The organism is Pseudomonas sp. W5-36 (assembly GCF_046540455.1).
Taxonomy (GTDB): domain Bacteria; phylum Pseudomonadota; class Gammaproteobacteria; order Pseudomonadales; family Pseudomonadaceae; genus Aquipseudomonas; species Aquipseudomonas graminis_B.
Genome location: NZ_JAXCIQ010000001.1, coordinates 347,852 through 374,577, shown reverse-complemented (window position 1 = coordinate 374,577; position 26,726 = coordinate 347,852). Strand labels below are relative to the sequence as shown.

Sequence of the window (26,726 nt, the reverse complement as noted above, 5' to 3'; positions counted from 1 at the left end):
GCACGGGTTCTGTTGAGCGATCACTTACCGGCAGTCCCCGCCCTCAATGTTAGCGCCATCGCCACCGCCTCAAGCGAGGGCATCGTAAAAACACGTCCGCAATGGTTGGAACGAGTCAGTCAAAAAAGCACCGAAACCCTCAAGCCCGCCATTCAATGGCAGAATCTGCGTCACTGGACAGTTTTGGAGATCCTCATGCTGCGCGTATTTGAACGACGCCTCGACCCCTTCCCACCCGACGAAGCGCCGCCGCCACCTGTGGGTCTGGTACGTTTTCTGTGGGCCTGCACCCGGGGTGCGCGTGGCTACATCCTCGCCCTGGCAGTGCTCAGCGCCTGTGTATCGATTTACGAAGCCTGGCTTTTCTCGTTTCTCGGCCAAGTGGTCGATCTGCTGTCGACCTGGAAGGACGGCGGCGCCACCGCAGGCGAAGAAAGCCGAGCGCTGTGGGGCATCGGCATTGTGCTGGTGATCAGCGTCGGGCTGGTGGCCATGCGCACGATGGTTCAGCATCAGGTGCTGGCGATCAACCTGCCGTTGCGGCTGCGCTGGGACTTTCACCGGCTGATGCTGCGGCAGAGCCTGTCGTTCTTTTCCGATGAATTCTCCGGCCGGGTCACCACCAAGGTCATGCAGACCGCGCTGGCGGTGCGGGACGTGCTGTTCACCCTGATTGAAATCGCGCCCGGCATCGGCGTTTATTTCATTGCGATCATCGCGCTGGCAGGCGGTTTCGCCTTGAAGCTGATGCTGCCGTTCCTTGCCTGGATCGTGCTGTTCGGCCTGGCGATGGTGTACTTCGTGCCGCGCCTGGGCAAAGTCGGTCAGGAGCAGGCCAACGCGCGGTCGTCGATGACCGGGCGAATTTCCGACGCCTACACCAACATCACCACCGTGAAGCTGTTCTCCCACTCCAAACGCGAAGCGCAGTTTGCCCGCGCGGCGATGGAGGACTTCAAGCACACGGGCTTTCGCCAGATGCGTCTGGTGAGCCAGTTCGAAATCGTCAATCAGGCGCTGGTCGTCGCGTTGATTCTGGGCGCAGGCGGTTACGCCCTGTGGCTGTGGCATCAGGGTGACGTCGGCACTGGCGCGGTGGCGGCGATTACCGCGATGGCGCTGCGCATCAACGGCATGTCCCACTGGATCATGTGGCAGATGACCTCGCTGTTCGAGAACATCGGCACGGTGCAGGACGGCATGGCGACCCTGACTCAGGGCCCTAAAGTACAGGACGCGCCGAATGCAAACTCGCTGAAAACCACCGGCGGCGCGGTGACCTTCGAGAACGTCAGCTTCAACTACAACGGCGAGCGCCAGGTGCTGGAGGGTTTGAATCTGGCCATCCGCCCGGGCGAGAAGATAGGCCTGGTCGGCCGTTCAGGCGCCGGTAAATCCACGCTGATCAATCTGCTGCTGCGCTTCTATGACGTGGACAGCGGCGAGATTCGCATCGATGGTCAGAACATCAAGCAGGTCACGCAAGACAGCCTGCGCAGCGCCATCGGCATGGTGACTCAGGACACCTCGCTGCTGCATCGGTCCATCCGCGACAACATTGCGTACGGTCGGCCTGACGCCACCGATGAGGAAATCCACACCGCTGCGGTCAATGCCCAGGCGGATGGGTTCATCAGTCAGCTCAGCGACAAGCATGGCCACAGCGGCTATGACACGCTGGTCGGTGAGCGTGGCATCAAGCTCTCGGGCGGCCAGCGCCAGCGGGTTGCCATTGCTCGCGTGATGCTGAAGAACGCGCCGATTTTGCTGCTGGACGAAGCCACCAGCGCGCTGGATTCGGAAGTCGAAGTGGCGATTCAGGAAAGCCTCGATGAGATGATGAAAGGCAAAACCGTGATCGCCATCGCCCACCGGCTGTCGACGATTGCAGCCATGGACCGGCTGATCGTGATGGACGACGGGCGCATCATCGAACAAGGCACCCACGCTGAACTGCTCACCAAGAACGGTACTTACGCGCGTCTGTGGCATCACCAGAGCGGTGGGTTTCTGGGTGAGGATCAGGGCGTGCCTGAAGCGGTGGATCAGGTATAGCGGGCAGACTCGCGGTATAAACGCGCTGAACGACGGCTTGGGGCGCAGCCGTCGTTCGACGCGGGCCGCGCCGACCCACGACAGCATCGTCCATCAGAATCCTCTAGTAGACCGACTTACTAGGATGTATTCTCCGACGCTATGAATACTCCCCAAACACGTGGTTCATCTGATGTTCGTCAAGGCATCCTCGACGTCGGCCAGCGCATCATGGCCGCCAAGGGGTATTCCGGCGTTGGCCTGAACGAAATTCTGGCCGCTGCGGGCGTGCCGAAAGGCTCCTTCTATCATTATTTCGGCTCCAAGGATGCCTTCGGGGAGGCGTTGCTTGAGCACTACTTCGACGACTACCTCGCTGACATTGATCGCATCCTCGGCGAGCCCGGCCTGCCCATGGGCGAGCGCTTGATGAACTACTGGCGCGTCTGGCAGGACACGCAGTCGTTTCAGGAATGCCAGGGCAAATGCCTCGCCGTGAAGCTTGGCGTTGAAGTGGCCGATCTGTCGGAAACCATGCGCGCCGTTCTCAAGCGAGGCACTGCCGGGATCACCGACCGGCTCGGCAGCGCGATCGAGGCTGGCGTTGCCGACGGCTCGCTGCCCGCCTGCGAGAATCCTTTCGCCGTTGCGCAAAGCCTGTATCAACTGTGGGTAGGGGCCAGCGTGATGGTCAAGATTGAAAGAAGCCTTGCCCCTTTTGAAACAGCCATGGCGACCACGCGTGTGATTCTGCGCCTGGCCTGATTGGCGCACGGCAACCGTGCGCCGCACCATCTGCAACCCCTCATCCCTGGTTCACGCCGCCATGACGCCTGCCGGCCTCGTGCGGCCCAGCCCATGCACCTCATTTGCGCGGACCTCTCCATCGCTCAATCAACGCGCAAATAATTTTTTGAATTAACTCTAGACGACTGGTCTACTCAAGACTATGGTGTACCTACTTTAGCCCGTCACAAGGAATACACCCGATGAAAGTTCTCATGGTTCTGACTTCCCACGACACCCTCGGCAACACCGGCCGTCCTACCGGCTTCTGGCTGGAAGAGCTGGCCGCGCCCTACTACTCATTCAGCGACATCAACGCTGAAATCGTTCTGGCTTCGCCACAAGGTGGCCAACCTCCGCTGGATCCGAAGAGCAACGAGCCTGATTTCCAGACCGACCTGACCCGTCGTTTCGAAAAAGACGAAACCGCCAAAGCCCTGCTCGCCAATACCGTTCGCCTGGACAGCGTGTCCCAGGCAGATTTCGACGCTGTGTTCTACCCAGGCGGCCATGGCCCTCTGTGGGATCTGGCCGAAGACAAAAATTCCGTTCAGCTCATCGAGTCGTTCATCGCAGCCGGCAAGCCCGTCGCTGTCGTCTGTCACGCCCCTGGCGTGCTGCGCCACGTGAAGAGCGCCGACGGCACGCCACTGGTGAAAGGCAAGAAGGTCACCGGCTTTGCCAACAGCGAAGAAGAAGCGGTCGGCCTGACCAATGTGGTGCCTTTCCTGGTGGAAGACGAGCTGAAATCACTCGGCGGCGTCTACTCCAAAGGTCCGGACTGGGGCTCGTACGTCCTCACCGATGGTCTGTTGATCACCGGTCAGAACCCTGCTTCCTCCGGTCCTGCGGCAGACGTGCTGATCGAAGCACTGCAGAACAAATCGGCCTGATCACCGCCCAGCGCGAGGGGTGTTCGCACCCCTCCCCGCTTCTCACCTTCGCAACGAGATAACTGCCATGAACTGGTAATGAACGGATTCAACCCGACCCCAGGCCCGACTTTATGTCGGGCTTTGTCGTTTCTGGGCGAAGGCGAATAACCAAACAAACACGGCTTTAACGGGTCTACCACGGTGGTGGCGGGCATTGATGAACACTCATGATGCCCATTGCAACTGGATCTGTTGTTTACGGCGATCGCAGTACCAACCCCTCTATCGCGAGAGAAAAAATGGCTCAGGGAACGAAAGCGGCATTGCAGAGTGAAGCGGTTGTCATGACTGCTCATGGCACCTATGACAGCTACGTGGGCACGGCGGATGACGACACCATCACGGGCACCACAAAGCGGGACTTCATCTCTGGCGGCGATGGCGACGACATCCTCATCGGTCAGGAAGGGGATCCCGACCCGTTCAGCAACGCACAGGATCGCTACAACGGCGGCGCGGGCGTCGATACGATCACCAGCCACTCCGCTTATGTCTACGGGAACACGTTCGTCTACACCTCGGTGACGGACAGTTACTTCGACAAACAGGGCTCCCACTCGGACCTGATCAAAAACTTCCAATCCACTGACGTACTTGACCTGACGGCCCTCGGGCTGGAGCGCGTTGGCAATGGCCACAACGGTGATCTGGCGGTCACCTACAACGCCGACGAGGACATTACCTATGTTCGCTCGCTGGATAAAAACGCCCAGGGCCAGGCATTCGAAGTCAGACTTGAAGGCGATCACGCCGCTGAGCTTGGCACGCAAAATTTCGCTCTGCGTTACGACCTGACTGCAGAAAGCACTGGCCGCGAACATGGTCTAAGCAACAAGCAATACGTCATCACCGGGACCGATGGCGATGACGTTCTGGTCGTTCCCCGCTCCGGCAACATCGTGACCGGTGGAGGCGGAGCGGACGACATGTCCGGCGGCGGTTCCCGTAACACGTTTGTCTTCGAGCATCTCACCGATAGCTTCGTGAACGACGGCACAGGCCAATCCAGCGTTGACCTCATCCACAATTTCAGACTCGGTGACGGTGATCTGCTGGACGTTTCGGCACTGGGGTTCACCGGCCTTGGTAATGGCTACAACGGCACGCTCAATTACAGCTACGACAATGAAGCTGGTTACGCGATTGCCCAATCCTTCGAGGCCGATGAAGCCGGCAACCGATTCGCCGTGCACCTGACTCAGTACGACCGGGATCCGCTTACCGGCCTGCAGGACATGGATCGCTTCACCTTTGCCGGAGACAGTGCAGCAGACCGCGCCAACCAGACGCTGACTGGCGATAACCACCGTGACACGCTCACCAATTCGACCGCGGGCGGCATCCTCGTCGGAGGCGGTGATGATGACCTGTTGGTGGGCAACACCGGGGTCGACACCTTCCGATATGTCGAGAAGAGCGACAGCTTCCGGGGCAATTCGGACTTCATCAAAAACTTCGACGCTACTCAGGACCGCATCGATGTTTCAGCGCTGGGTTACACAGGCCTTGGCGATGGCACCGATGGCACGCTCAAGGTGATCTACGACACCGCCCTGAACCGCACCTATCTCAAGGATTACGAAGCGGACGCTGACGGTAACCGATTCGAGATCAGTATCGACAAGAACGTCGCCAAGACTTTCACCGCCGATAACCTGATCGTGGCTGACGCGAGCGCTGCGCATATCGAGCTTGTGGGCCTGGCACCCGCTGACCTGCACCCGATCGGTTGAATCGAGAAGCGCCCTTCCAAATGGCAGGTACGAAAAAGCCGTCGCAGGTGCGACGGCTTTTTTGCAGCATGGGCGGTGACACAGCTTCTCCCATGCGGGTACTGCTCACTGACTCTCAGTCAACGCTTTTGGCCCACACCGCCTGGGCGTTGGTGAATTCGCGCAACCCGAAGTGGGACAGCTCGCGACCATAGCCACTCTTTTTGACGCCTCCCACCGGGATGCGCGCGTTAGTGGCCGGAAACCCATTGATGAACACGCCGCCGGTTTCCAGACGCCGGGCGATGCGTTGCGCGCGCGGAATGTCCTGGGTCCACAGGCTGCCGCCCAGTCCGTAGTCACTGGTGTTCGCCAGCAGGATAGCGTCTTCGGCGTTGGCGGCGATGGTGATCGCGGCCACCGGCCCGAAGGTTTCTTCATCGAATGCGGCCATGCCTGGCTTCACATCGGCCAGCACGGTAGGCGCGTAGAAGTTGCCGGGACCGTCGATTTTCTTCCCGCCCAGTAGCAACGTCGCGCCGGCTGCAACAGTGCGTCGAACCTGACCATCCAGCTCATCGCGCAGATCAGCACGAGCCATCGGGCCGACATTGATGGCGCTGTCCAACGGATCGCCCACTTTCAGTTGCTCGACCGCCGCAACGAATTGACGGGTGAATTGCTCGGCGATCGGCGCCTCGAGAATGAAGCGCTTGGCCGCGAGACAGACTTGGCCGGCGTTCTGAAAACGCGCTTCGACGGCGGCTTTCACCGCAAGGTCGATGTTCGCGTCGGCCAGCACGATGAAGGCGTCCGAACCGCCCAGCTCCAGCAAGCTCTTCTTGAGTGCCTTGCCTGCGGTGGCCGCCACGGCAGACCCTGCGCGCATGCTGCCCGTCAGCGTCACTGCAGCGATGCGCGGGTCTTCAATGGTGCGGGCCACGGTGTCGTTGTCGGCAATAAGGTTGGTGAACAGCCCTTTTGGAAAGCCCGCCGCCTCGTAGGCTTCTTGCAACGCGTAAGCCGAGCCCATGACGTTCGGCGCGTGCTTGAGCATGAAGCCATTGCCCGACAACATGATCGGCCCGGAGGCACGAATCACCTGCCACAGCGGGAAATTCCAGGGCATCACCGCCAGCACGGTGCCGATCGGCAGGAAGGACACATGGACTTCATCGTCGCCGTCTACATTGACCGGCTCATCGGCAAGAATCGCCGGGCCGTTGTCGGCAATCCACTCGATCGTGGCCGCGCACTTCTCCACTTCACCACGGGCCGCCGCCAGGGTTTTGCCCATTTCAGCGGTGATCAGCGCAGCGAAGGGTTCCGACCGCTCACGGAGGATGGCTGCCAGACGACGGTAAGCCGACACTCGCTCAGCCATTGGCGTGGCGCGCCACAGACGAAACGCCGCAGCGTTCACGTCCAGCAACTGCTCGACTTCAGCCTGCGTCTGGAAGAGATAAGTGGCGATCAGCTCACCGGTGGCCGGGTTGCGTGATGTGGCGACGTTTGCGGTGGAGATCGTGCTCAGGTCAGACATCGTGATTACCTCGTTGGCGGTCGGTGCAGCACATGTGCGCTGCGATGACCGTCACTCTAGGCAAGCCCGAAATAGCCAGGAAGGCGTGTTGTTATCCTATGACCGTGAGTCATAGGCAGTGTGGCGGGGAATGTAGGTCACCAGCGACAGGTCCGGCCGCCCTTCTGGCGTCAATGCGACGTAGGTGAAATCGATATGGCCGCTGATGGGGTGCAGCAGGCGCTTGCGACCCTCTTCGAAGCCTTTGACCTCGGTGTCCTGCCACCACTCTTTGAACTCGGGGCTCTGCGCCGAGAGTTCTTCGATCAGGCTGTCGAACGGTGCCTTGTCCTGAGCCAACGCGCGCGATGCCCGAAACGCACTGATCATGCCCCGCGCCATCTGCTCCCAATCCAGGATGATGGTGCGGTACGGAATGTACAGAAACAGCAGACGCAGCGTGTTGCGCTCATGGGGTTGCAACGAACCGTAGTCGACGAACAGCTCGGCGATGGCGTCGTTCCACGCCAGGATGTCGAGTCGGGCGTTGCGCACATACGCCGGAATCGGGTTGATCGCGCGCACCAGCATTTCCAGCCCGGCCGTCACCCCGCCGCCGGTCGCAGCAACCGGCACTTCCAGCGCGGAAAGCGCGTACAGGTGCGCGGACTCCACACGGTCGAGCTTGAGGACTTTGGATATCCGTTCCAGCGCGTCCGGCGAGGGCTGAATGTCACGGCCCTGCTCAAGCCAGGTGTACCAACTGACGCTGACCCCGGCGAGCGCCGCCACTTCTTCGCGGCGCAATCCCGGCGTGCGCCGGGGCCCCTCCGGTAGACCGAAGTCCTTCGGATCAAGGCGCGCCCGCCGGCTGGACAGGAAATTGCCGAACTCGCGGCGCTGCTCTATCGACGGTCTTTTCGCCATAACTCACTCGTGATCCATGCTGTCGTTTATCGCCGACAATCAGGCATCGTGGGTCATGGTCTGGCGTGGGTCAAGCCGGTCAAGGTATCGGCGATGGCTTTAGTACGCCGCGCCGTGCCTTCGGTGGCCTGGTTCGAGTGTTCCAGGGAATCGAGCATTTCGCGCAACGCGCCGACGCCGGTGGACTGGTCCTCGATCTGCTGCGCCACCCGCTGAATCTCGCTGGAGAGCAGGTCGATGTCGACGCCGATCTCCGCCGCGTTCTTGCGGGTGATTTCCGCCAGCTTGCGCACTTCGTCGGCGACCACGGCGAAGCCTCGGCCCAGGTCCCCTGCCCGCGCGGCCTCGATCGCGGCGTTGAGCGCCAGCAGATTGGTCTGGCCGGCGATCTGCTGAATCACCTGCACGATGGACTGGATGCGCAGGCTCGATTCCGCAAGGGCCCGTGCGCCGACCACCGCTTCGTCCGCCTGGCTGACCAGCGCTACCACGGTATTGCCGGCGTTTGTCGAGACAGTGTTCTGCTGGTCAATCGTTCCGGCCAGATCGTCCATGGACAGGTGCAGCTCGCCGGAATAGTGCTTGATTTGCGTGGACATCTCTTCCTGCTGCTGACCGGCCTGGGCAAGGACCCTACCCAGTGCGGCCAGGCCCTCGAACACGGGCAGCACTTTGGTATCCAGCCCGCGAGTGTCCAGCGCATTGTTGAAATCGTTGAGCTTGAACGCCTCGATCTGCTTCACGATGACGTGGTTCAAACCCACCATCTTTTTCAGCTGGCGGCGCAGGAAAAACGCCTTGAACTCTCCGTAGTGGGCGATGAAATTGTCCACGTACTCATCCGTGAATGACGCGCCTTTTGCCACCCGGAAGAAAAAGATCGCCGTGAGCGTCTGGTTCAGGTTCAGGCCGAGAATTTCGCCGAAGGTCGAGAACCCCACCACCGGCACGTCACCGAACAATCCGGTCATGCTGCCCAGGTCCTTGCCGTTGTTGGCCCGACGCAAGATGCAGTCGTTGAGGATCGCCGCCACGGGCTGCCCGCCCTTGCCGCGCAGGAATTGCTCGTAATCCACCTGGGTGGCTTCGCGCAACGGGGTGCGCTTGACCATCACCAGCTCCTCGCCGGGAGCCACGTCGCAGAACAGCTGAATGATTTGCTGTGCATGGTCGATGCGCGCGATCGATCGCACGAACAGTTCGCCGCCCACGCGAATGGCGAAAGAGTACTCCGCGAGGTTCTTTTCCAGCGCGTGAGCGTCGCAACTGAAGGCGTTACACAGCGCCTGGACCATGCTCATGATGTTGCCCTGGCTGTCGATCACCTGGTCGATGGTGCGGTCTTCGACCGACGCTGTCAGGACACTGAAGGTCAGCCCGGCGGGTTTGAAGTTCTGACTTTTGAACACGCCGAACCGTATGTCGGCAGCGGTCTTGATGAAGACAATCTGCGCATGATTCTGATAGCTGCGCTGGCCGTCGTGGATCAGGGTCTTCTTGAAATCCGACTTGCCACCAGCCGAACCGCCGACAAAAAGGCATGGGAAGCGACCGGACTCGTAAAGCGCTTCCATGAAGAACGATTCGGACGCCGACAAGCCGTCGAACACCACATAGGCCAGGGTGTCGCGGTGGTCGATGGCCGTGCTGACCTGGGCACGCTTGATATTGTTGACCAGTTTTTCAATACGCTCACGCATTTCCATGCGCTTGCCGCCGCTGCGGATGTCTTCGCATTCCAGCGGCACCATCACCACTTCAGCGGAGGCAATCACGCTTTTTTCGAAAAGCTGCAAGACGATGCGGTCCCAGCGATCGCCCGTCGCACAATACAAACCGGTCGCACTGTTGCACAGCTCGCCGGAGGTGGTGCACAGGCTCAGCGCGCTGCCGGGAAAGCGCTGCTTGATACGCGCCGCGACCTGATCGATGTCCAGATGGGGAGAGACGAAACCCGTCACCAGAACGGGAACCGAACGCACGCCTGCCAAGGCACGATCCAGTTCACCAGCGGTGCAGTTAATGCTGATCGCGTCCTGACGGTTGGCACGGGATCGGTTGAAGAGGTTGAGTGGGTTCATCGTCGGCTCACTAGAAGGGATCGCTGAGCGCATGACTGCATACGCGGCAGCTTTCCTCTGTATCGGCCGTGGAAAATCTGACTTGAAGGACAACCCGCGGGATTGGTCGGGGGGGCGAACCTAAGCCCGCATGATTGCTTCAGTTTCAATCGCCGTCGGTGCGATGGATGCGAAAGCCGTGGCGCCCGCCGCGAAGCGGGGCTTGAGCGTGAGCGCCGGGATTTCATAATCTCCGGCGTTCTGTCGACGCCCACCTGTGGCGGCGCGACCTCATTGCTTCGACGATCAAAACGACGTCCTGCCCGCCGCACTGATGCTGAGGCCTGCATCTGTCATGCGCAATCAAGGCGCGCTGACCCCATGGCTGAATCCTGGAGCCCCGTCGTCAGCGAAGGCCAAACCCCATCCGGATCAATTGCTCAACCAGATGTTCACGGCCATGGAGGTTGGAGGTGTCACGAAGTCGGTTGACGACTTGTTCAGACCAACCGTTTGCCCTCATCCCCTCGCGCTGGTAGAAAGCCCCCAACCGCTGATCATACGCGGCGACTGCGGCCGGCTCTGGCTCCGCCGCGTAGGTTTCGTGGTGAAGCACCGCGGCCTGTGGAAGCCTCGGTTTGACCTTCGCGGGCAGTTCGCTGGAGGGATAGCCGACGCAGAGGCCAAATACGGGGTAAACGTGTGGAGGCAGTTCTAGCTCCTTGGCGACCCCCTCGATGTCATTGCGAATGGCGCCGATGTAAACGCTGCCAAGCCCCAACGATTCGAGTGCCACAACGGCGTTTTGAGCCGCCAGCGAAGCATCTATCGTGCCCAGCAACAGGCTTTCGAGGTAGGGAAGCGCGTGCAGTTCGGCGTGCTGCTGCTCGGCTACACGGGAGACGCGAGAAAGGTCGGCAAGCCATACCAGAAACAGCGGCGCCTGTCGGATGTAAGCCTGGTTGCCGGCCAGCGCCGAGAGGCGCGCCTTGCGATCCGTGTCCCGCACCGCGACCACGCTCCAGACCTGCAGGTTTGAAGAGGTGGCTGCAGACTGCGCAGCAGCGACCAGTGTTTCCACCAGCCCATCCGGCAGAGGCTCGGTGCTGAAAGCGCGAACGCTGCGATGGTCGAGCAATTGATCGATGGTATCGTTCCAGGTGGTGAGCGCAGACGCATCGGGCTCGCCGTACCGCGCCGCCATTCTGGATTGGCTGGTTGTGGTCATAAATCTCTCCAAAAAAGTGATGCGAGGCTATCAAATCGATGCCACAGGCGCATGCCTTGGGTGGGCATTTTCATGTAACCGCCCTTCAAACTGAGCCAACCAAGGAAAGCCATTTGTCAGCAGAGCCTCTTACTGCGCGTGACACCTGTCAGGTCCTGCGTGACATTGCCCTCGGCATTCGTGTGATGCGTCGGGTGGGCAGCACCGCTCAAATCCAGACCGACAGCGGACTGATGACCGTCGATGCCGATGGCTGGCTGATCACGTTTTACAAAGAGCACAACGCCCTGGACCACTGCGACCGCTGCGTCAGCCCCGAAGGCCGGGCCTATATGTTTGACGCCCGCCAGCGTTACGGCACTGATCCCCTTGAGCTGCTGAGCACGTGGGAACGCGGTCAGCTGGAAACGCTGCTCTCCCTCATCTAATCGAACACTCATACACCGCGCGTCAAAAGAAACGGGCTCGGCCCCATAGCGTGGGATGACGGAACCAAAGCGGATCAGTTGCCACTCAAGCGGTATAACGTCCGGAGCGATACGGGTGCGTCTTCTCAAGGCAGTGGCAGTGCGCAAGGCAAGGCGTGAGATGGGCTGGAAGGCTCTGACTTACTGACTCAACCCGACCACCTACCTTCAGACAGGCAAAAAAATCTGGAAAACCCGTTTTCATGGGCCTTCCAGATTTTCAAATGGTGAGTCGTGTGGGATTCGAACCTACGACCCATTGTTAGAGACAAACGGCCGTAAGACTCGCTCCAAGCCCCCGTGACATAACGTGCTTAGCCCAAGGCATTCGGCAATGCAGCCCCTAATGAATCCCCATTAAATGCGACTGACCCGCTCCGCCTGGGCCGGCGCTTTGTGACCCAGGCGTATCAGTTCGTTGGAGAAACACAAACCAGCGATGATCAGGGCCGCTCCCAGATAAAGGCTTTCGCGCGGTACTTCATTGAGGGCGACAAATGCCAGCAGTGCCGCGAAGAGCGGTTCGGTCAGTTCAAGCGCTTGCACCTGGGATGGCTTGAGGTATTCGATGGCCTTGGTCGTGCAGAAAAAGCCGAGGATGGTCGGCAGCGCGGCCAGCGCCAGCAGTGCGGCAATCGCCATGGATGACAGCTCGCCTATCACGAAGCCATCGGCAGCGGCAGGCATCAGCAGGTACAGGCTGCCGAAGAAGAGCAGTTGACGAGTGAAATGCAAGCCTCCTGAAACACCCATTTTTTTCATCGCAACTGAAAACGCTCCGTAGCCACAGCCTGCGACGGAGGCCAGCGCTGCGCCTTCCAGCGTGAAACCCTGCTGCAAATCAGCGCCGAATATCACTGCAATCCCTGAGATGGCAAGTGCGGCACCCACGGTTGCGTTTGCAGTGATGGCATCCTTCAGGAACAGGCGCCCCAGAATGATCGACGAAATTGAGGCACTGGCCATGAGTACGACGACGACACCCGCGGCGGCGTAATGCCGGTAGGCGGAAGTCTCGAAATGGAACAGCACGAAAATACCAAGGAACGCGCAGATCGCTGCCTGACTCCATTTGGCGGCTGAGGTCGGACGCTTGAGAAAAAGCAGCACGATCGAGAGCAGGATGCACCCCACTATCGTTTTGATGACGGCAACGCTGCTGGAAGTGAAGCCATTGCTCATGAGCACCTTGCTGAGCACCCCAATGGTTGCGTTCAGTGCGGCAGCGGAGAGCGCGAAAATAACGCCTTTGCTGAAATTAGATTGCATTGATGTCGGTCCCTGTACTGGTTTGTCGTCCGAGAAGATGTTGGCCCGTATCGACGGGGCGAAATTCGAGGATGTGAAGATGCTGCCAAAGCCCGCCGTGTAAGCAGGCTGATGGGGCAGCTACAATTCTTGCGCAGATATGGATCCAACAATCATTACTGATGTCACCATGAGAGCGCAACCGCGAAGGCGTGCCGAATTCTCACTGGGTCGATCGTTGGAGCAAGGCAGGAAGGGATCGTAGGTGGGGTCAGGTAGACAATGCGCGGGCGACGGCCCGTGGTGAAGTCTGCGCGCGACTACACCTCAGGCTTGATGGCTCCGCTGGGATACCGCACGTCTGCGACTTCCAGCGAGGCCACCTGAGCTATCCGGATGTCGCTGGAAGGGGTGACCCACAAAAGCATCACATCGCGCTTCGGTAGACGGCCAGTCAGATGCGGCGCGCATCAGGTGATTGGATGCGCAGGGCGAAAGGAGGTGGACAGCTTCAACAAGCTGCAGTCGCCTGGCACAAAGCGAAACTGAGGGAATAGTCGTGCCCAGTTCCCAGTTGCATCGCCTCAGTTCGCAGCTTTACTCACGCCCTACTGCTTTTCAGACAGGCAAAAAAAAATCTGGAAATCCGCATTTTCATGGGCCTTCCAGATTTTCGAAATGGTGGGTCGTGTGGGATTCGAACCTACGACCAATTGGTTAAAAGCCAACTGCTCTACCAACTGAGCTAACGACCCGCTTCGTTGTGGCGCGTATATTACTGATATTTCACAGTAATTCAATACCCAAGCGAAAATAATTTAAAAATAACGCGTCGGGTCCGTCACACCCGCCGCCGCGAAGCCCTCAGCACGCAAGCGGCAGCTGTCGCATTTTCCGCACGCACGCCCCTGCTCGTCGGCTTGATAGCAGGAAACCGTCAACCCGTAATCCAAACCCAGACGCGTACCGGTTTTGACGATATCGGCCTTGCTCAGCATCTGCAGCGGCGCCTGTATCCTGAAGCCCTGCCCTTCCACGCCAGCCTTGGTGGCGAGATTGGCCATGCGCTCGAACGACTCGACGAACTCCGGACGGCAATCTGGGTAGCCGGAGTAATCCACGGCGTTGACCCCGATGAAGATATCCCGTGCGCCGAGCACTTCGGCCCAGCCCAACGCGAGAGAGAGGAAAACGGTATTGCGCGCCGGCACGTATGTCACCGGTATGCCTTCGCCCGGCGTCTCCGGCACCGCGATGCTGCTGTCAGTCAGCGCAGACCCGCCAATGCCGTTGAGGTTAAGGCCGATGACCTTGTGCTCAACGACGCCCATATCCGCCGCTACCCGCTCCGCCGCCTGCAACTCGGCGCGATGCCGCTGGCCGTAGTCGAAGCTCATGGTGTAGCAGCTGAAGCCATCGGCCTTGGCCATTGCCACCACGGTGGCCGAATCCAGGCCGCCGGACAGCAGGATTACCGCTCTTTTCTCAGTCATCGATTGCTCACTCATTCAGCGCCCCGGTTCGTCGTTCCAGAGGATTTTATGCAACTGCAATTGCAGGCGCACCGGGAGGTTGTCGGCAACGATCCAGTCGGCCAGGTCTCTGACGTTCAGATCGCGATGGACAGGGGAAAACAGCACTTCGCCGGCGCGACGGTCCAGACCGTACTGAATGATCTTCGAGACGGCCCAGTCGTAATCTTCCCGCGAACAAATCACGAATTTGATCTGGTCGTTGGGCGTGAGCAGGTCAATATTTTCGTATCGGTTGCGTGTCACTTCTTTTGAACCAGGGGTCTTCAAGTCGACGACGCGGCTCACGCGGGGATCGACTTTCGAGATGTCCAGCGCGCCGCTGGTTTCCAGAGAAACCTCGTAGCCCGCGTCACACAGCCGCTGAAGCAAAGGAATAGCGTTCGGCTGAGCAAGGGGCTCGCCGCCTGTGACGCAGACGTAGCGCGGGCGGTAGCTGGCAACCTGCTCCATCAATGAGTCGAGGGTCTGGATCGTTCCGCCCGTGAAGGCATATTCGCTGTCGCAGTAACCGCAACGCAAAGGGCAGCCGGTGAGTCGCACGAAAACGGTAGGCAAGCCTGCCGTGCGCGTTTCACCCTGCAGAGAGTAGAAAACTTCGGTGATGCGTAATGTGTCTTGCATAGGGGCCACGGGCGTAACGGCTAAACAGGCCATCCGCCTCCGTCAGGCACTTCTGTAAACCCTGCGCACGCAGAATCCACAGAAGCGTAATCAATACCGGAATTTCGGGGGCGGAATTCTAACGAAGAAAGCCGCGCAATGCGCGGCTTTCTTGAATCAGCGGTCAGATTGAGTAGCAATCAGAGACGCTGCAGGTCTCGCTGAGCCAACTGGGCGGCTGAAGTGCCCGGATACTGAGCAACCACTTGCTGAAGAATACCCTTCACTTTGTCAGTGTGACCCAGTCGACGTTCAACGTCCGCCAGCTTGTACAGGGAATCAGGCACTTTGGCGTGCTTTGGGTAAAGCTGACTGACCTTTGCGAAGGCCTGACCGGCACCTTGAAGGTCGCCCTTGGCGAGATTCACTTCGCCCAACCAGTATTGAGCATTGCCCGCGTACTGGCTGTTCGGGTATTTGCGCAGGAACGCCGCAAAAGCCTGACTGGCCTTGTCGAAGTCTTTCGCCTTGATCAGATCGAAAGCAGCATCGTAATAAAGCTTTTCTTTCGCTGGGTCACCGGGTTCGCTGCTCGCCTGAGGCGCTTGGGCGGCTGATGACGCGGGTGCTCCGCCGGCATTGCTGCCACCGTCGGATGCGGAATTGTTGGTAGCTGATGGGGCAGATGCGCCTCCAGCTCCGATACGGGAATCGAGATCTTTGTAACGATCCAGCGCTTCTTGCTTCATCTGCTGGATATCGTTCTGCTGGACTTCCACTATTCCGCGCAAGCGCGAAATTTCGTCCTGCATTTGCTGCAATTGCATGAACAGCTGACCTTGCGCCGAAGGCGCGGCCGTAGCCGCACCCCCGGCGTAGGCGCCAGACGTGCCATAACCCGATGGCGGATAACTGCTACCAGCAGAGCCAGAGTTGTCATCGACCACAGGAACCGCACCCATCGCTGCAAGAGGAAGGGTGAGAGCCAAAACGGTTAAAGCACGTCGGCACGTTCGCATGTCAAATTACTTACGCAGTTCAACGCGACGGTTTTGAGCCCACGATTGCTCGTCGTTACCGGTAGCAACTGGACGCTCTTCACCGTAGGAAACGAGTTCCAGCTGAGCTGGCGAAACGCCTTGCAGAACCAGGTAGCGTTGAACGGCTTTCGCACGACGCTCGCCCAGTGCCAAGTTGTATTCGCGAGTACCGCGTTCGTCGGTGTTGCCTTCCAGAACTACGCGAGCGCCGTTGGCTTTCAGGTCTTTGGCGTGAACGTCCAGAGCGCGCATGGCTTCTGGCTTCAGGTCGGAACTGTCGTATTCGAAGTAGAAAGTGGTGATAGCGCGCAGAGCAGCTTCTTCGCTCAGGCTGCCATCAACAGCGCCAGAGTTAGCGCCGTAACCAGCGTTAGGATCAACAGCAGCGCCGCCAGCACCGGCATTGTCGCCGCCTTTGGACGAGCAACCTACAGCTACAGCCATGGCCAGAGCCAGCGCAGCAAATTTACCAAACTTCAGCATTTCCATCGTAAAACTCCTAATGAACCCCAAGTGTGTTAAGTACAACGTAAAGCGCCGCGTCAGTTCAGGTAAGGGGACCAGGAAGGTTCTCTGACTTCGCCTTGAGCGGTAGGAAGCGGGAGCCTTACGCGTCCATTAATGGACACGAGCATCAAGACTCCCCGGCCCTGCTGGCGGGTGGCGTAGATTACCATGGTGCCGTTAGGCGCAACAGTAGGCGACTCATCAAGGTTGCTGTCTGTGAGGATTTTTACGCTACCGCGCTGCAAATCCTGAGCTGCCACCTTGAAGTTAGTGAAGCCATCTTGACGATGGATCATCACCAGAGTCTTTTCATCCGCCGATAACTTAGGGTTGGCATTGTAGTTACCGATGAAAGTAACGCGCTCTGCCCCTCCGCCATTAATATTGGTTTTATAGATTTGTGGCTTGCCGCCGCGGTCAGACGTGAAATAAAGCGTGGAGCCGTCTTTACCGAAGAACGGTTCTGTATCAATGGAAGAATCGTTGGTCACTCGCGACAATTGACGCGACGCCAGATTCATCACATAGATTTCCGGGTTGCCATCTTTCGACAAGACCATGGCCAGCTTAGTGCCATCCGGGGACCACGCAGGGGCGCCGTTCAGGCCTTCGAAGTTGGTGATCTGCTCGCGACGACCGGTGTCGATGTGCTGAACGAAGATCCGTGGGCGCTTCTGTTCGAACGACACATAGGCAATACGCTTGCCGTCGGGCGCAAAGCGAGGCGACAGGATCGGCTCACGGGACTGCAACAGCGTGACAGCGCGGGCGCCATCGTAGTCTGAACGCTGCAGGGTGTAGCGCGTGTTGTCAGTCGAAAAACGTTCCGCAGTCACATACAGCATGCGGGTCGAAAACGCACCCTTGATGCCGGTCAGCTTCTCGAATGACTGGTCGGCAATGTAGTGCGACATGTCACGCAATTGGTCTGTGGTGCCCGAAACGTTGCCGGTCAGGACCTGCTGCTCGGTGGCCACATTGAACAGCGCGTATTGGACCTGCAAGCGACCGCCCGAAGGAACAATGCTGCCGACCATGACGTACTGGGCACCCAGCGCCTTCCAGTCACGGAAGATGACTTCGCTGGCCTGGCTTGGCTGGCTGATCATATTTTCCTTTGGAATCGGCGAGTAGTAGCCCGAGTTCTGAAGGTCGTTGCCAATGATCTTGGCCATGTCTTCCGGCAGCACACTGCCGCCCTGCAAGCCGAACGGCACCACCGCGATTGGCGTGGCGCGGTCACTGCCGCTTGTTACCAGAATGTTCTTTTCGTCGGCAGCGGCGAAACCCGCTGCGCAACACAGAACGACAAGCATTCCTCGAAGAAGGTTAATCACAAGGCTAGGTCCTCAGGTGTGAATGTCATCTTGAATGAACGGTAAGGTGCGAAGTCCGAAGGCTTCATTCCCTGCATCTCTGTCAAACGACCAATGTTCTTGACCGCCGCTACTGCTGAACTGTCGAAAGGACCATCGCCGCTGGACTTGCTCACGTTGACCGAAGTCACGGTGCCGTCCGGCAACATGTTGATCTGCAGCACGACTGTCATGCCCTTGCGCGCGGAAGGGGGACGTGCCCAACCTTCAGCCGCCCGAGAGCGAATCAAGTCATCGAAGCTGCCAGCCACTTCGTCGCCACGCTCATCGGCCAGCGCCTGTTGGCGTTCCGGCTTGTCGGAAAGCAGGTCGGCCAGTGCTTGCGCCTTCTTGTCTTCCGCTGATTTGCGGGCAGCGTCCTGGGCTTTCTTCTTGGCGTCTTCCGCAGCCTTCTTCTTGGCGTCCTCAGCCGCTTTTTTCTTCGCGTCTTCGGCAGCCTTTTTCTTGGCGTCGTCTGCAGCCTGCTTCTTCGCGTCCTCGGCAGCCTGTTTCTTGGCTTCCTCGGCAGCCGCGCGCTTGGCGTCTTCCTCGGCTTTCTTCTTCGCGTCGTCTTCGGCTTTCTTCTTGGCTATATCAGCCAATTGTTTCTCTTCAGCGGTTTTCTTCGCGTCATCCGCTTTTTTGGCTTCGGCCTTCTTGGCGTCGTCCGCAGCTTTCTTGGCGTCATCGGCTTTCTTGGCGTCGTCAGCTTTTTTCGCTTCCTCGGCCTTTTGTTCTTCGGCTTTTTGAGCGGCATCGGCTTTCTTTTGTTCCGCCGCCTTCACCGCCTCCTGCTCAACTTTTTTCTGCTCCATCTGCTCGACTTCGGTTTGTCGCGCAGCGGACTTCTTCGCCTCACCGGCAAGCTTCTGGTTGGTCTGGGTGGTTGCCTGACTTTTTGATTTCAACTGATAGAGCGTGGCCTGAACAATCGGCCTGGCTTCAGGAAGCTCGGGCGTCATTGCGAAGCTGACGAACAACAAACCAAAAATCAGGACGTGCAGTCCTACCGCCCAGACGGACGGCCAGAAGTAGCTTTCCGAGGCGGACGGCTCTCGAATCGGCTGCATCAGGGGGCCTCGGTAATCAAACCAACGTTCCCGACCCCGGCCTTCTGCAACCCGCCCATCGTGCCCATGACAGCGCCGTAGTCGACCGTCTTGTCGCCACGGATGAACACTTGGGTCTGCTTGCCCGCGTCACGGCCGGCTGCAATGATTTTGGTCACGGCGCTGGTCAGTTGGGGCAAGGTCATTGCCTTGTCCATTTGCTTGTCGGTGTCGACTTCGCTGCCAAGGTTCCAGTAATAGGTCTTGTCAGCCTTGATCGAGATCGTCAGAACCTGATTGTTGTTGTCCTGCGGCAAAGCCTCGCTGGAGACCTTGGGCAGATCAACTTTCACGCCCTGGTTTATCATCGGAGCCGTCACCATGAAGATAACCAGCAGCACCAGCATCACGTCGATGTACGGCACCACGTTCATTTCGGCGACCGGCTTGCGCTTGTTGCGTCGGCCGCGAGCGATTAAAGCCATTGGGAAATACCTGCTTATTCTTCGCTGGTGTGCACTTTACGGTGCAGGATCGCCTGGAACTCATCGGCGAATGTGTAGTAACGACCGATCAGGTTCTCGCCACGAGCGGCGAAACGGTTGTAAGCGATGACCGCAGGAATCGCGGCGAACAGGCCGATGGCAGTGGCGATCAGCGCTTCGGCGATACCCGGTGCAACCGTGGCCAGAGTGGCTTGTTGCGCAGTGGCGAGGCCGCGGAAGGAGTTCATGATGCCCCAGACGGTACCGAACAGACCGATGTACGGGCTGGTGGAACCCACGGTTGCCAGGAAGGGCAGGCTCTGCTCGAGTTTCTCTTCTTCACGGGAGATCGCGACGCGCATGGCACGTGCAACACCTTCCATGACGGCATCCGGATCGACGCCAGCCTGCTGACGCAGACGGGAGAATTCCTTGAAGCCCGCGCGGAAGATCTGCTCTACGCCGGAGTCCGGGTCCGGATTGCTGCCGGCCTGACGGTAGAGCTTGGACAGATCGATACCTGACCAGAAGCGCTCCTCGAAGCTGTCCAATGCGCGACGACCGGCGCGCAGCATGGCGCTGCGCTGAAAAATCATGATCCACGAGGTGACCGAGGCGGCCACCAGGATCAGCATCACCAACTGCACAACCACGCTGGCATTGCTGACCAAACTCCACATGGAGGAATGGTCGACGACGTTAGCTTCCACGCTGTATCTCCTGCTCTGAATGTGTACCCGCGCCGCCCTGCCCGGCAAAGGCCGTGCGCAGAGCTTCGGGAATGGCCCGGGGTTTCAAACTGTCGGCGCGCACACACGCCACCAAAAACTGCCCTTCGCAGAGCAGTACATCATCCGCAGCCCGCCTGACCTGTTGCTGAAAGCGCAGGCTGGCGCGGTTCAATTCGATTACTTCGGCGCTGATCAGCAGTTCGTCGTCCAGCCGCGCGGGCTTGTGGTATCGAGCCTCGCTTGAATGCACGACGAACAACAGGTTCTCGACACCCGCCATTGCGGATTGGGCAAAGCCCAGTTCCCGCAGTCGCTCGGTTCGAGCCCGCTCCATGAATTTCAGGTAATTGACGTAGTAAACGATGCCGCCGGCATCGGTGTCCTCGTAATAAACGCGACAACGATGTGCGAACGACTGAGCCCCGTTTTGCGCGCGCATACTCTAGTGCTTACTCCTCAGGTTGCCAATCCGGCCAGGCAACTGTTTTTCATCGTTTTTACTGCCCGCGTCACATCACTTAACGGTGACTGCCCTTCAGACCCTCAATCACCCGAATAAATCGGTCAATTGTGCATTTATTCGTCAGGGTCTTCGACCGGTTCATCCATCACCGCCCGGTCACCCATCCGCGAGGGAATGTTCAGACCGAAGTGCAGGTACGCATGCCGCGTGACCATGCGGCCGCGAGGTGTGCGCATCATATAGCCTTGCTGAATCAAATAGGGCTCCAGCACGTCTTCAATTGTGTGTCGTTCTTCGCTGATCGCCGCCGCAAGATTGTCCACCCCGACCGGCCCGCCATCGAACTTCTCGATCATCGTCAGCAGCAAGCGCCGGTCCTGATGATCGAAACCGCGTTCGTCGACGTCCAGCAGGTTCAGCGCGAGGTCCGCAATCGCCTTGGTGATCTCGCCCTTGGCGCGCACCTCGGCGAAATCCCGTACCCGACGCAGCAGCCGGTTGGCGATCCGTGGCGTGCCCCGTGCACGGCGGGCAATCTCGAATGCGCCTTCGTCCTCAATGTACAGCCCGAGAATTTTCGCCGAGCGCGACACGATTGTGGCCAGATCCGCGGTGCTATAGAACTCAAGACGCTGCACGATACCGAAGCGGTCACGCAGCGGATTGGTCAGCATGCCCGCACGGGTGGTCGCCCCCACCAGCGTGAACGGCGGCAGGTCGAGCTTGATGGAGCGCGCCGCAGGGCCCTCACCGATCATAATGTCCAGCTGGAAATCTTCCATTGCCGGGTAAAGCACTTCCTCGACAATGGGAGACAGACGGTGGATTTCGTCGATGAACAGCACGTCGTGCGGCTCAAGATTGGTGAGAATCGCCGCAAGATCACCCGGCCGCTCGAGCACGGGCCCCGAAGTGCTCTTGATCGAAACGCCCATTTCCTGAGCGATGATGTGTGCCAGCGTGGTTTTACCCAGGCCCGGCGGACCGAAGATCAGCGTGTGGTCCAGCGCTTCACTGCGCCCGCGCGCCGCCTGGATGAACAGCTCCATCTGCTCACGCACGGTGGGCTGACCAATGTAGTCGGCCAGGCTCAGCGGCCGGATGGCACGGTCCAGTTGCTCGTCACGGTCACGCCCGGTGGCGGCGATCAGACGGTCGGCATCTATCACTTACAGCATCCCCTTCAATGCGCGGCGAATGAGGTCTTCGCTGCTGAGATTCTTGTCCTTGATCGCGGTCACTGCCTTGCTCGCTTCCTGGGGTTTGTAGCCCAGGGAAATCAAGGCGCTGACTGCATCCGACTCCGCCGTCGCCACTGCCATCGGCGCGCCTGGTCCGTCCGATACCAGGGCGAAGGTGCCCGGCAGCGAATCCCACGCCTTGAAGCGATCCTTCAGTTCAACCAACAGACGCTCGGCGGTCTTCTTGCCAACGCCCGGGACGCGGGTCAGCGCGGAAGTGTCCTGCGCCTGGACACAGCGCACCAACTCATCCACTTCCAGCGTCGACATGAGGGCCAGCGCCAGCTTTGGTCCGACCCCGTTCAGACGAATCAGCTCGCGGAACATCTCGCGGTCACGCTTCTCGTAGAACCCGAACAACAGGTGCGCGTCCTCGCGGACCACCAGATGGATGTGCAGCGTCACGGTTTCGCCCAGATGAGGCAGGCGATAAAGCGTGGTCATGGGCACTTCGACTTCATAACCCACGCCGTTGACATCCAGTACCAGATGCGGCGGCTGCTTCTCGACCAACGTACCGCGTAGACGTCCAATCACGAATCAAATCCTTTCCAGATGCCCGTCGCTGCGACGGGCCGTGCTAACGCAAATAATGCCATCAGAGCCGCAGACGACCGCCACGACTGCGCGCGGTATTGAGGCCGTGAGGGATGAGGCTGGATCGGGTATGCGCGTGACACATGGCAATTGCCAGTGCATCCGAAGCATCCACCTGAGGCTTGGTGGTCAGCTTGAGCAGATGCATCACCATCATCATCACCTGATCCTTGTTGGCACCGCCTGTTCCGGCAACCGCCTGCTTGACCTGGGTCGCAGTGTACTCGGCGATCTCCAGCCCCTCTTCGGCGCCCGCAACAATAGCGGCACCGCGGGCCTGACCCAGCTTCAAGGCCGAGTCGGGGTTACGCGCCATAAACACCTTTTCGATGCCCATGGTCACCGGGCCGTACGTCTGAATGACCTCGCGCACGCCGCGGTACACAATCTGCAGCCGTTCATGAAGCAAGCCTGTGCCCGTACGAATGCAACCCGAGGCCACGTACTCGCAGCCACGCCCGGTATCACGCACCACGCCAAACCCGGTAATTCGTGAACCGGGGTCGATACCTAAAATAAGAGTCATAACGCCTGCAGCTTGAGAGGTAACGCGAACAATTGGACGCAGCATAAAGGCAGAAGCCGGAGGCCGATAGCGTTGATCATCAACGCTTCGTGCGCTCCGGCCTCAAGTCCGAGCGGGCAAAGGATCAGCCTAGCTGCTCCAGCACCTCGTCCGGGATTTCTGCATTGGAATAGACGTTCTGCACGTCGTCCAGGTCTTCCAGCATATCGATCAGCTTGAGGACCTTCTCCGCCATGTCCAGATCGAGCACCGCACTGGTGGTCGGCTGCATCACGATTTCCGCATCGGCGGGCGTGAAACCAGCGGCTTCCAGCGCATTGCGCACAGCGTAGAAACTGGAGAACGAGGTGAACACGTCAATGGAGCCGTCTTCGTGGGTCACCACGTCGTCAGCGTCCGCTTCCATGGCAGCTTCGATCAGCGCGTCTTCATCAACGCCCGGTGCAAAGGATATCTGCCCCTTGCGCTCGAACAGATAGGACACCGAACCGTCAGTCCCCAGGTTGCCACCGCATTTGCTGAACGCATGGCGTACGGCAGCCGCGGTCCGGTTGCGGTTATCGGTCATGGTTTCGACCATGACCGCGACGCCGCCGGGGCCGTAACCTTCGTAGCCCAGTTCGACCATGTCATCGGCATCGGCCGCACCGGCGCCACGAGCGATGGCGCGGTCGATGATGTCGCGGCTCATGTTCGCGCCGAGGGCCTTGTCCTGCGCCAGACGCAAACGCGGGTTCGACGCCGGATCACCACCGCCCTGACGGGCAGCGACGGTCAGTTCGCGGATCCACTTGGTGAAGATCTTGCCTTTCTTGGCATCCTGACGCTCTTTGCGGTGCTTGATGTTCGCCCACTTGGAATGACCAGCCATAACACGCTCCAAACCTTGAAACACGCACGCCCGCGCTTGATCGCTCACACGCAGACGCTTCACTCGAATCTGTGCCCGGAATGGGCGGGGATCAGGGCGGACCGAATGGTCGGTCCGCCGAGCCCCCATGTTCTACAAGGCCTACACGGCTTACTCGGCCTTCGGCGTCTCGCGCAGGCGGATGTGCAGCTCACGCAATGCCTTGGCATCAACCACGCCCGGCGCCTGGGTCATCACGTCCGCAGCGCTCTGGGTTTTCGGGAAGGCAATGACTTCACGAATGGACTGAGCGCCGGTCATCAGCATGACCAGACGATCCAGACCGAACGCCAGACCACCGTGGGGCGGCGCGCCGTACTTCAGCGCATCGAGCAGGAAGCCGAACTTCTCTTGCTGTTCGTCTTCGGAAATACCCAACAGACGGAACACGGCCTGCTGCATTTCCTTGCGGTGGATACGGATCGAACCGCCGCCCAGCTCAGTGCCGTTCAACACCATGTCGTAGGCGCGGGACAGCGCCGTCGCAGGGTTGGCTTCGAGCTCTTCAGGGGAGCATTTGGGCGCGGTGAAAGGGTGGTGCAGCGCGGAGAAGCTGCCGTCGTCGTTCTCTTCGAACATCGGGAAGTCAACGACCCACATCGGTGCCCACTCACAGGTGAGCAGGTTCAGGTCGTGGCCCAGCTTGATGCGCAGGGCGCCCAGTGCTTCGCTGACGATTTTGAACTTGTCAGCGCCGAAGAACACGATGTCGCCGTCAACTGCACCCACGCGATTAAGGATCACGTTGAGGTTGGCTTCCGGGATGTTCTTGACGATCGGGGACTGCAGGCCTTCGACGCCCTTGGCGCGCTCGTTGACCTTGATGTAGGCCAGACCTTTGGCGCCGTAGATGCCAACGAATTTGGTGTACTCGTCGATCTTGCTGCGCGGCATGCTTGCGCCGCCGGGAACGCGCAGCGCCGTGACACGGCACTTCGGATCGTTCGCAGGGCCGCTGAACACCTTGAAGTCCACAGCCTGAAGCTGATCGGCAACGTCAACCAGCTCCAGGGGGTTGCGCAGGTCCGGCTTGTCGGAGCCGTAGCGGCGCATGGCCTCTTCGAAGGTCATGTGCGGGAAGTCGTCGAACTCCACATCCAGCACTTCCTTGAAGAGCTTGCGGATCATGGTCTCGGTGATGCCCATGATTTCCTCTTCGTTGAGGAAGCTGGTCTCGATGTCGATTTGAGTGAACTCAGGCTGACGATCGGCACGCAGGTCTTCGTCGCGGAAGCACTTGGCTATCTGGTAGTAACGGTCGAAACCGGCAACCATCAGCAGTTGTTTGAACAGCTGAGGCGATTGCGGCAGGGCGAAGAAGCTGCCCGCATGGGTGCGGCTTGGAACCAGATAGTCACGGGCGCCTTCGGGCGTGGCGCGGGTGAGGATCGGCGTCTCGACATCCAGGAAGCCGTTGCCGTCCAGGAAGCCACGGATGCTCGAGGTAATACGCGAGCGAAGACGCAGCTTTTCAGCCATCTCCGGACGACGCAGGTCGATGAAGCGATAACGCAGGCGGGTTTCTTCGCCGACGTCGGAGTATTCATTGAGCGGGAACGGCGGGGTTTCCGACTCGTTGAGCACTTCTAGCTCGTAGCCCAGCACTTCGATCGCGCCCGACGCCATGTTCGGGTTGACGGCGCCGGCAGGACGCGCGCGCACCTTACCGGTCAGCTTGACCACGTATTCACTGCGAACACGGTCGGCGATGGCGAAGGTGTCAGCACGATCCGGATCGAAAACCACTTGGGCCAGACCTTCACGATCGCGAATGTCGAGGAAAATCACCCCCCCGTGGTCGCGACGGCGATGGACCCATCCGCAAAGGGTAATTTCCTGACCTTCCAGGCTCTCGTTCAGTTGGCCGCAATAATGGCTGCGCATCATGATCGTGTGTTCACTTCTCGTAATTCGGAATTCGATGGAGCTTTCGCCCGTCGCCGGTGCAAGGGTGCGCAAGCTTTGGCATGCAGTCCGACCTGACGGTCAGTTCCTGCCTTCCACAGTAAGGCGGGGGATTATATAGGGATAATCATCGCTGTGCAGCCGCGCAGCCCGATACCGGGCAAGAAGATGTCGGCGCGGCGCGTGGATGGCGCGGTGCCGCCAGCGAATGCAGGCCCGCCGCAACGGGCCCGCTGAAATCAGGTCATGTCGGGGACGGCGTCAACCGCAGGCCCTCGGCACTCAATACGTGCGCTACGCACACGACGCGGATCAGACCGCTGAAGTTCTTGACGCCGCCGTAACGCAGGTGAACCTCGCGATCGACGTAGGACAGCACGGCATTGATGGAGCAATCGTTGAATCGGGCCATTTCGGACAGAATATTCCAGTACACCTCCTCAAGTCGCAGGCACGTGGCCAGCCCATTGAGCCTCACCGATCTGGCGTGCGGCTGGGCGAGGCTCATGTTGAAATTTTCGATAAAAGGGTCGCCCCGGGCGTTCAGACACTGGGTCGGCTCCCATCCCTCTCGGGCAGTATTCAGGTTCATGCAGGTCCCCCTTGTTGCGATTACGGATTTGGCATCGGCACCTTCGCAATCAGTTGAAAAGAGGTGTCTATCAAGCCGTATTCCAAAAGGCGCAACCAGCAGAAGGAGCACTCTGAACCTGTAGGAGATCGCCACGCTGCAGGGGTGATTTTCGAGAGGCGGCAAACGGCCCAGACCCTATCTCCCTCGGGGTGTTAGATATGTATTTTTTGCCGATTTATTTCGTCCCGTTCAGCCGACGACTGCAGTCAGCCCGACTCGACAAACTCGG

General features: G+C 59.4%; 25 protein-coding genes and 1 tRNA gene. 5 read left to right on the top strand and 21 right to left on the bottom strand.

All coding sequences use genetic code 11. The features are described 5' to 3' along the window. Positions 1-195: 195 nt before the first annotated feature. The 4 genes from SLW74_RS01670 (at position 196) to SLW74_RS01655 (ending at position 5,488) form a co-directional block, all read left to right on the top strand. A complete protein-coding gene (locus tag SLW74_RS01670; RefSeq protein WP_296312397.1) occupies positions 196-2,055 on the top strand; it encodes an ABC transporter ATP-binding protein in 1,860 nt (619 codons plus the stop codon). 141 nt (positions 2,056-2,196) lie between these two features. After that, a complete protein-coding gene (locus tag SLW74_RS01665) occupies positions 2,197-2,799 on the top strand; it encodes a TetR/AcrR family transcriptional regulator (protein WP_065986744.1) in 603 nt (200 codons plus the stop codon). Between the two features lie 224 nt (positions 2,800-3,023). Beyond that, entirely contained in the window at positions 3,024-3,713 is a 690-nt protein-coding gene (locus SLW74_RS01660) for a type 1 glutamine amidotransferase domain-containing protein (RefSeq protein WP_410927917.1), read from the top strand. Positions 3,714-3,994: 281 nt separating this feature from the next. Further along, positions 3,995-5,488: a M10 family metallopeptidase C-terminal domain-containing protein gene (locus SLW74_RS01655; protein ID WP_410927916.1), complete on the top strand. Its 1,494-nt coding sequence runs from the start codon at positions 3,995-3,997 to the stop codon at positions 5,486-5,488. 115 nt (positions 5,489-5,603) lie between these two features. Here SLW74_RS01655 and SLW74_RS01650 read toward each other — a convergent pair whose 3' ends face one another. The 4 genes from SLW74_RS01650 to SLW74_RS01635 all read right to left on the bottom strand — a co-directional run bounded on the left by SLW74_RS01650 (position 5,604) and on the right by SLW74_RS01635 (position 11,204). After that, positions 5,604-7,001, bottom strand: a complete 1,398-nt coding sequence (locus tag SLW74_RS01650) for an NAD-dependent succinate-semialdehyde dehydrogenase (RefSeq protein WP_410928094.1) — start codon at positions 6,999-7,001, stop codon at positions 5,604-5,606. Positions 7,002-7,106: 105 nt separating this feature from the next. Further along, on the bottom strand, positions 7,107-7,916 hold the full coding sequence (locus SLW74_RS01645; RefSeq protein ID WP_065986018.1) for a helix-turn-helix transcriptional regulator: 810 nt from the start codon (positions 7,914-7,916) through the stop codon (positions 7,107-7,109). Between the two features lie 53 nt (positions 7,917-7,969). Beyond that, positions 7,970-9,997: an FIST N-terminal domain-containing protein gene (locus SLW74_RS01640; protein WP_410927915.1), complete on the bottom strand. Its 2,028-nt coding sequence runs from the start codon at positions 9,995-9,997 to the stop codon at positions 7,970-7,972. 385 nt (positions 9,998-10,382) lie between these two features. After that, positions 10,383-11,204, bottom strand: coding sequence for an NADPH-dependent oxidoreductase (locus SLW74_RS01635; protein ID WP_192132110.1), 822 nt, complete (start codon positions 11,202-11,204; stop codon positions 10,383-10,385). 113 nt (positions 11,205-11,317) lie between these two features. Here SLW74_RS01635 and SLW74_RS01630 point away from each other — a divergent pair, with 113 nt between their 5' ends. Then, positions 11,318-11,632 (top strand): hypothetical protein, encoded by a 315-nt coding sequence (locus SLW74_RS01630; RefSeq protein ID WP_410927914.1) that lies wholly within the window; start codon positions 11,318-11,320, stop codon positions 11,630-11,632. A gap of 396 nt (positions 11,633-12,028) precedes the next feature. On the opposite strand, the gene SLW74_RS01625 is transcribed toward SLW74_RS01630, so the two are convergent. The 17 genes from SLW74_RS01625 to SLW74_RS01545 form a co-directional block, all read right to left on the bottom strand. After that, positions 12,029-12,940: a DMT family transporter gene (locus tag SLW74_RS01625; RefSeq protein ID WP_410927913.1), complete on the bottom strand. Its 912-nt coding sequence runs from the start codon at positions 12,938-12,940 to the stop codon at positions 12,029-12,031. 658 nt (positions 12,941-13,598) lie between these two features. Continuing rightward, a tRNA-Lys gene (locus SLW74_RS01620) sits at positions 13,599-13,674 on the bottom strand. A 63-nt stretch (positions 13,675-13,737) separates the two neighbouring features. Further along, entirely contained in the window at positions 13,738-14,412 is a 675-nt protein-coding gene (gene queC, locus SLW74_RS01615) for a 7-cyano-7-deazaguanine synthase QueC (RefSeq protein WP_410927912.1), read from the bottom strand. A gap of 15 nt (positions 14,413-14,427) precedes the next feature. Next, positions 14,428-15,075: a 7-carboxy-7-deazaguanine synthase QueE gene (gene queE, locus SLW74_RS01610; protein ID WP_410927911.1), complete on the bottom strand. Its 648-nt coding sequence runs from the start codon at positions 15,073-15,075 to the stop codon at positions 14,428-14,430. Between the two features lie 179 nt (positions 15,076-15,254). Then, positions 15,255-16,073: a tol-pal system protein YbgF gene (gene ybgF / locus SLW74_RS01605; RefSeq protein WP_065989717.1), complete on the bottom strand. Its 819-nt coding sequence runs from the start codon at positions 16,071-16,073 to the stop codon at positions 15,255-15,257. A gap of 6 nt (positions 16,074-16,079) precedes the next feature. Then, positions 16,080-16,583 (bottom strand): peptidoglycan-associated lipoprotein Pal, encoded by a 504-nt coding sequence (gene pal, locus SLW74_RS01600; protein ID WP_065989719.1) that lies wholly within the window; start codon positions 16,581-16,583, stop codon positions 16,080-16,082. Positions 16,584-16,636: 53 nt separating this feature from the next. Beyond that, positions 16,637-17,917, bottom strand: a complete 1,281-nt coding sequence (gene tolB, locus SLW74_RS01595; RefSeq protein ID WP_175514218.1) for a Tol-Pal system beta propeller repeat protein TolB — start codon at positions 17,915-17,917, stop codon at positions 16,637-16,639. Between the two features lie 17 nt (positions 17,918-17,934). Beyond that, the gene (gene tolA / locus SLW74_RS01590; protein ID WP_065989723.1) at positions 17,935-19,026 is read right to left on the bottom strand and encodes a cell envelope integrity protein TolA; all 1,092 of its coding nucleotides are present in this window, start codon (positions 19,024-19,026) and stop codon (positions 17,935-17,937) included. Next, positions 19,026-19,490: a protein TolR gene (gene tolR / locus SLW74_RS01585; protein ID WP_037014073.1), complete on the bottom strand. Its 465-nt coding sequence runs from the start codon at positions 19,488-19,490 to the stop codon at positions 19,026-19,028. The genes tolA and tolR overlap by 1 nt, the downstream gene beginning before the upstream one ends. Positions 19,491-19,504: 14 nt before the next feature. Continuing rightward, on the bottom strand, positions 19,505-20,200 hold the full coding sequence (gene tolQ, locus SLW74_RS01580) for a protein TolQ (protein ID WP_037014076.1): 696 nt from the start codon (positions 20,198-20,200) through the stop codon (positions 19,505-19,507). Next, the gene (ybgC, locus tag SLW74_RS01575) at positions 20,190-20,660 is read right to left on the bottom strand and encodes a tol-pal system-associated acyl-CoA thioesterase (protein WP_093463495.1); all 471 of its coding nucleotides are present in this window, start codon (positions 20,658-20,660) and stop codon (positions 20,190-20,192) included. Before ybgC ends, tolQ begins: the two co-directional genes overlap by 11 nt. A gap of 137 nt (positions 20,661-20,797) precedes the next feature. Next, entirely contained in the window at positions 20,798-21,853 is a 1,056-nt protein-coding gene (gene ruvB, locus SLW74_RS01570; RefSeq protein WP_065989736.1) for a Holliday junction branch migration DNA helicase RuvB, read from the bottom strand. Beyond that, positions 21,854-22,462 carry a Holliday junction branch migration protein RuvA gene (ruvA, locus tag SLW74_RS01565; RefSeq protein ID WP_065989737.1) on the bottom strand — a complete coding sequence of 203 codons (609 nt, stop codon included), beginning with the start codon at positions 22,460-22,462 and terminating at the stop codon, positions 21,854-21,856. Between the two features lie 61 nt (positions 22,463-22,523). Then, positions 22,524-23,048 (bottom strand): crossover junction endodeoxyribonuclease RuvC, encoded by a 525-nt coding sequence (ruvC, locus tag SLW74_RS01560; RefSeq protein WP_065989739.1) that lies wholly within the window; start codon positions 23,046-23,048, stop codon positions 22,524-22,526. Between the two features lie 124 nt (positions 23,049-23,172). Further along, a complete protein-coding gene (locus SLW74_RS01555; RefSeq protein ID WP_065989740.1) occupies positions 23,173-23,919 on the bottom strand; it encodes a YebC/PmpR family DNA-binding transcriptional regulator in 747 nt (248 codons plus the stop codon). A 150-nt stretch (positions 23,920-24,069) separates the two neighbouring features. Next, a complete protein-coding gene (aspS, locus tag SLW74_RS01550) occupies positions 24,070-25,845 on the bottom strand; it encodes an aspartate--tRNA ligase (protein WP_410927910.1) in 1,776 nt (591 codons plus the stop codon). Positions 25,846-26,107: 262 nt separating this feature from the next. Next, on the bottom strand, positions 26,108-26,455 hold the full coding sequence (locus SLW74_RS01545) for a ribbon-helix-helix domain-containing protein (protein WP_065989744.1): 348 nt from the start codon (positions 26,453-26,455) through the stop codon (positions 26,108-26,110). Positions 26,456-26,726 lie beyond the last annotated feature (271 nt).

Bases quoted from the DNA above. Each gene is read 5' to 3' on its own strand.
- SLW74_RS01670 (WP_296312397.1), top strand. From the start codon at position 196: ATGCTGCGCGTATTTGAACGACGCCTCGACCCCTTCCCACCCGACGAA.
- SLW74_RS01665 (WP_065986744.1), top strand. From the start codon at position 2,197: ATGAATACTCCCCAAACACGTGGTTCATCTGATGTTCGTCAAGGCATC.
- SLW74_RS01660 (WP_410927917.1), top strand. From the start codon at position 3,024: ATGAAAGTTCTCATGGTTCTGACTTCCCACGACACCCTCGGCAACACC.
- SLW74_RS01655 (WP_410927916.1), top strand. From the start codon at position 3,995: ATGGCTCAGGGAACGAAAGCGGCATTGCAGAGTGAAGCGGTTGTCATG.
- SLW74_RS01645 (WP_065986018.1), bottom strand. From the start codon at position 7,916: ATGGCGAAAAGACCGTCGATAGAGCAGCGCCGCGAGTTCGGCAATTTC.
- SLW74_RS01640 (WP_410927915.1), bottom strand. From the start codon at position 9,997: ATGAACCCACTCAACCTCTTCAACCGATCCCGTGCCAACCGTCAGGAC.
- SLW74_RS01635 (WP_192132110.1), bottom strand. From the start codon at position 11,204: ATGACCACAACCAGCCAATCCAGAATGGCGGCGCGGTACGGCGAGCCC.
- SLW74_RS01625 (WP_410927913.1), bottom strand. From the start codon at position 12,940: ATGCAATCTAATTTCAGCAAAGGCGTTATTTTCGCGCTCTCCGCTGCC.
- queC (WP_410927912.1), bottom strand. From the start codon at position 14,412: ATGACTGAGAAAAGAGCGGTAATCCTGCTGTCCGGCGGCCTGGATTCG.
- queE (WP_410927911.1), bottom strand. From the start codon at position 15,075: ATGCAAGACACATTACGCATCACCGAAGTTTTCTACTCTCTGCAGGGT.
- ybgF (WP_065989717.1), bottom strand. From the start codon at position 16,073: ATGCGAACGTGCCGACGTGCTTTAACCGTTTTGGCTCTCACCCTTCCT.
- pal (WP_065989719.1), bottom strand. From the start codon at position 16,583: ATGGAAATGCTGAAGTTTGGTAAATTTGCTGCGCTGGCTCTGGCCATG.
- tolB (WP_175514218.1), bottom strand. From the start codon at position 17,917: ATGCTTGTCGTTCTGTGTTGCGCAGCGGGTTTCGCCGCTGCCGACGAA.
- tolA (WP_065989723.1), bottom strand. From the start codon at position 19,026: ATGCAGCCGATTCGAGAGCCGTCCGCCTCGGAAAGCTACTTCTGGCCG.
- tolR (WP_037014073.1), bottom strand. From the start codon at position 19,490: ATGGCTTTAATCGCTCGCGGCCGACGCAACAAGCGCAAGCCGGTCGCC.
- ybgC (WP_093463495.1), bottom strand. From the start codon at position 20,660: ATGCGCGCGCAAAACGGGGCTCAGTCGTTCGCACATCGTTGTCGCGTT.
- ruvC (WP_065989739.1), bottom strand. From the start codon at position 23,048: ATGACTCTTATTTTAGGTATCGACCCCGGTTCACGAATTACCGGGTTT.
- SLW74_RS01555 (WP_065989740.1), bottom strand. From the start codon at position 23,919: ATGGCTGGTCATTCCAAGTGGGCGAACATCAAGCACCGCAAAGAGCGT.
- aspS (WP_410927910.1), bottom strand. From the start codon at position 25,845: ATGATGCGCAGCCATTATTGCGGCCAACTGAACGAGAGCCTGGAAGGT.
- SLW74_RS01545 (WP_065989744.1), bottom strand. From the start codon at position 26,455: ATGAACCTGAATACTGCCCGAGAGGGATGGGAGCCGACCCAGTGTCTG.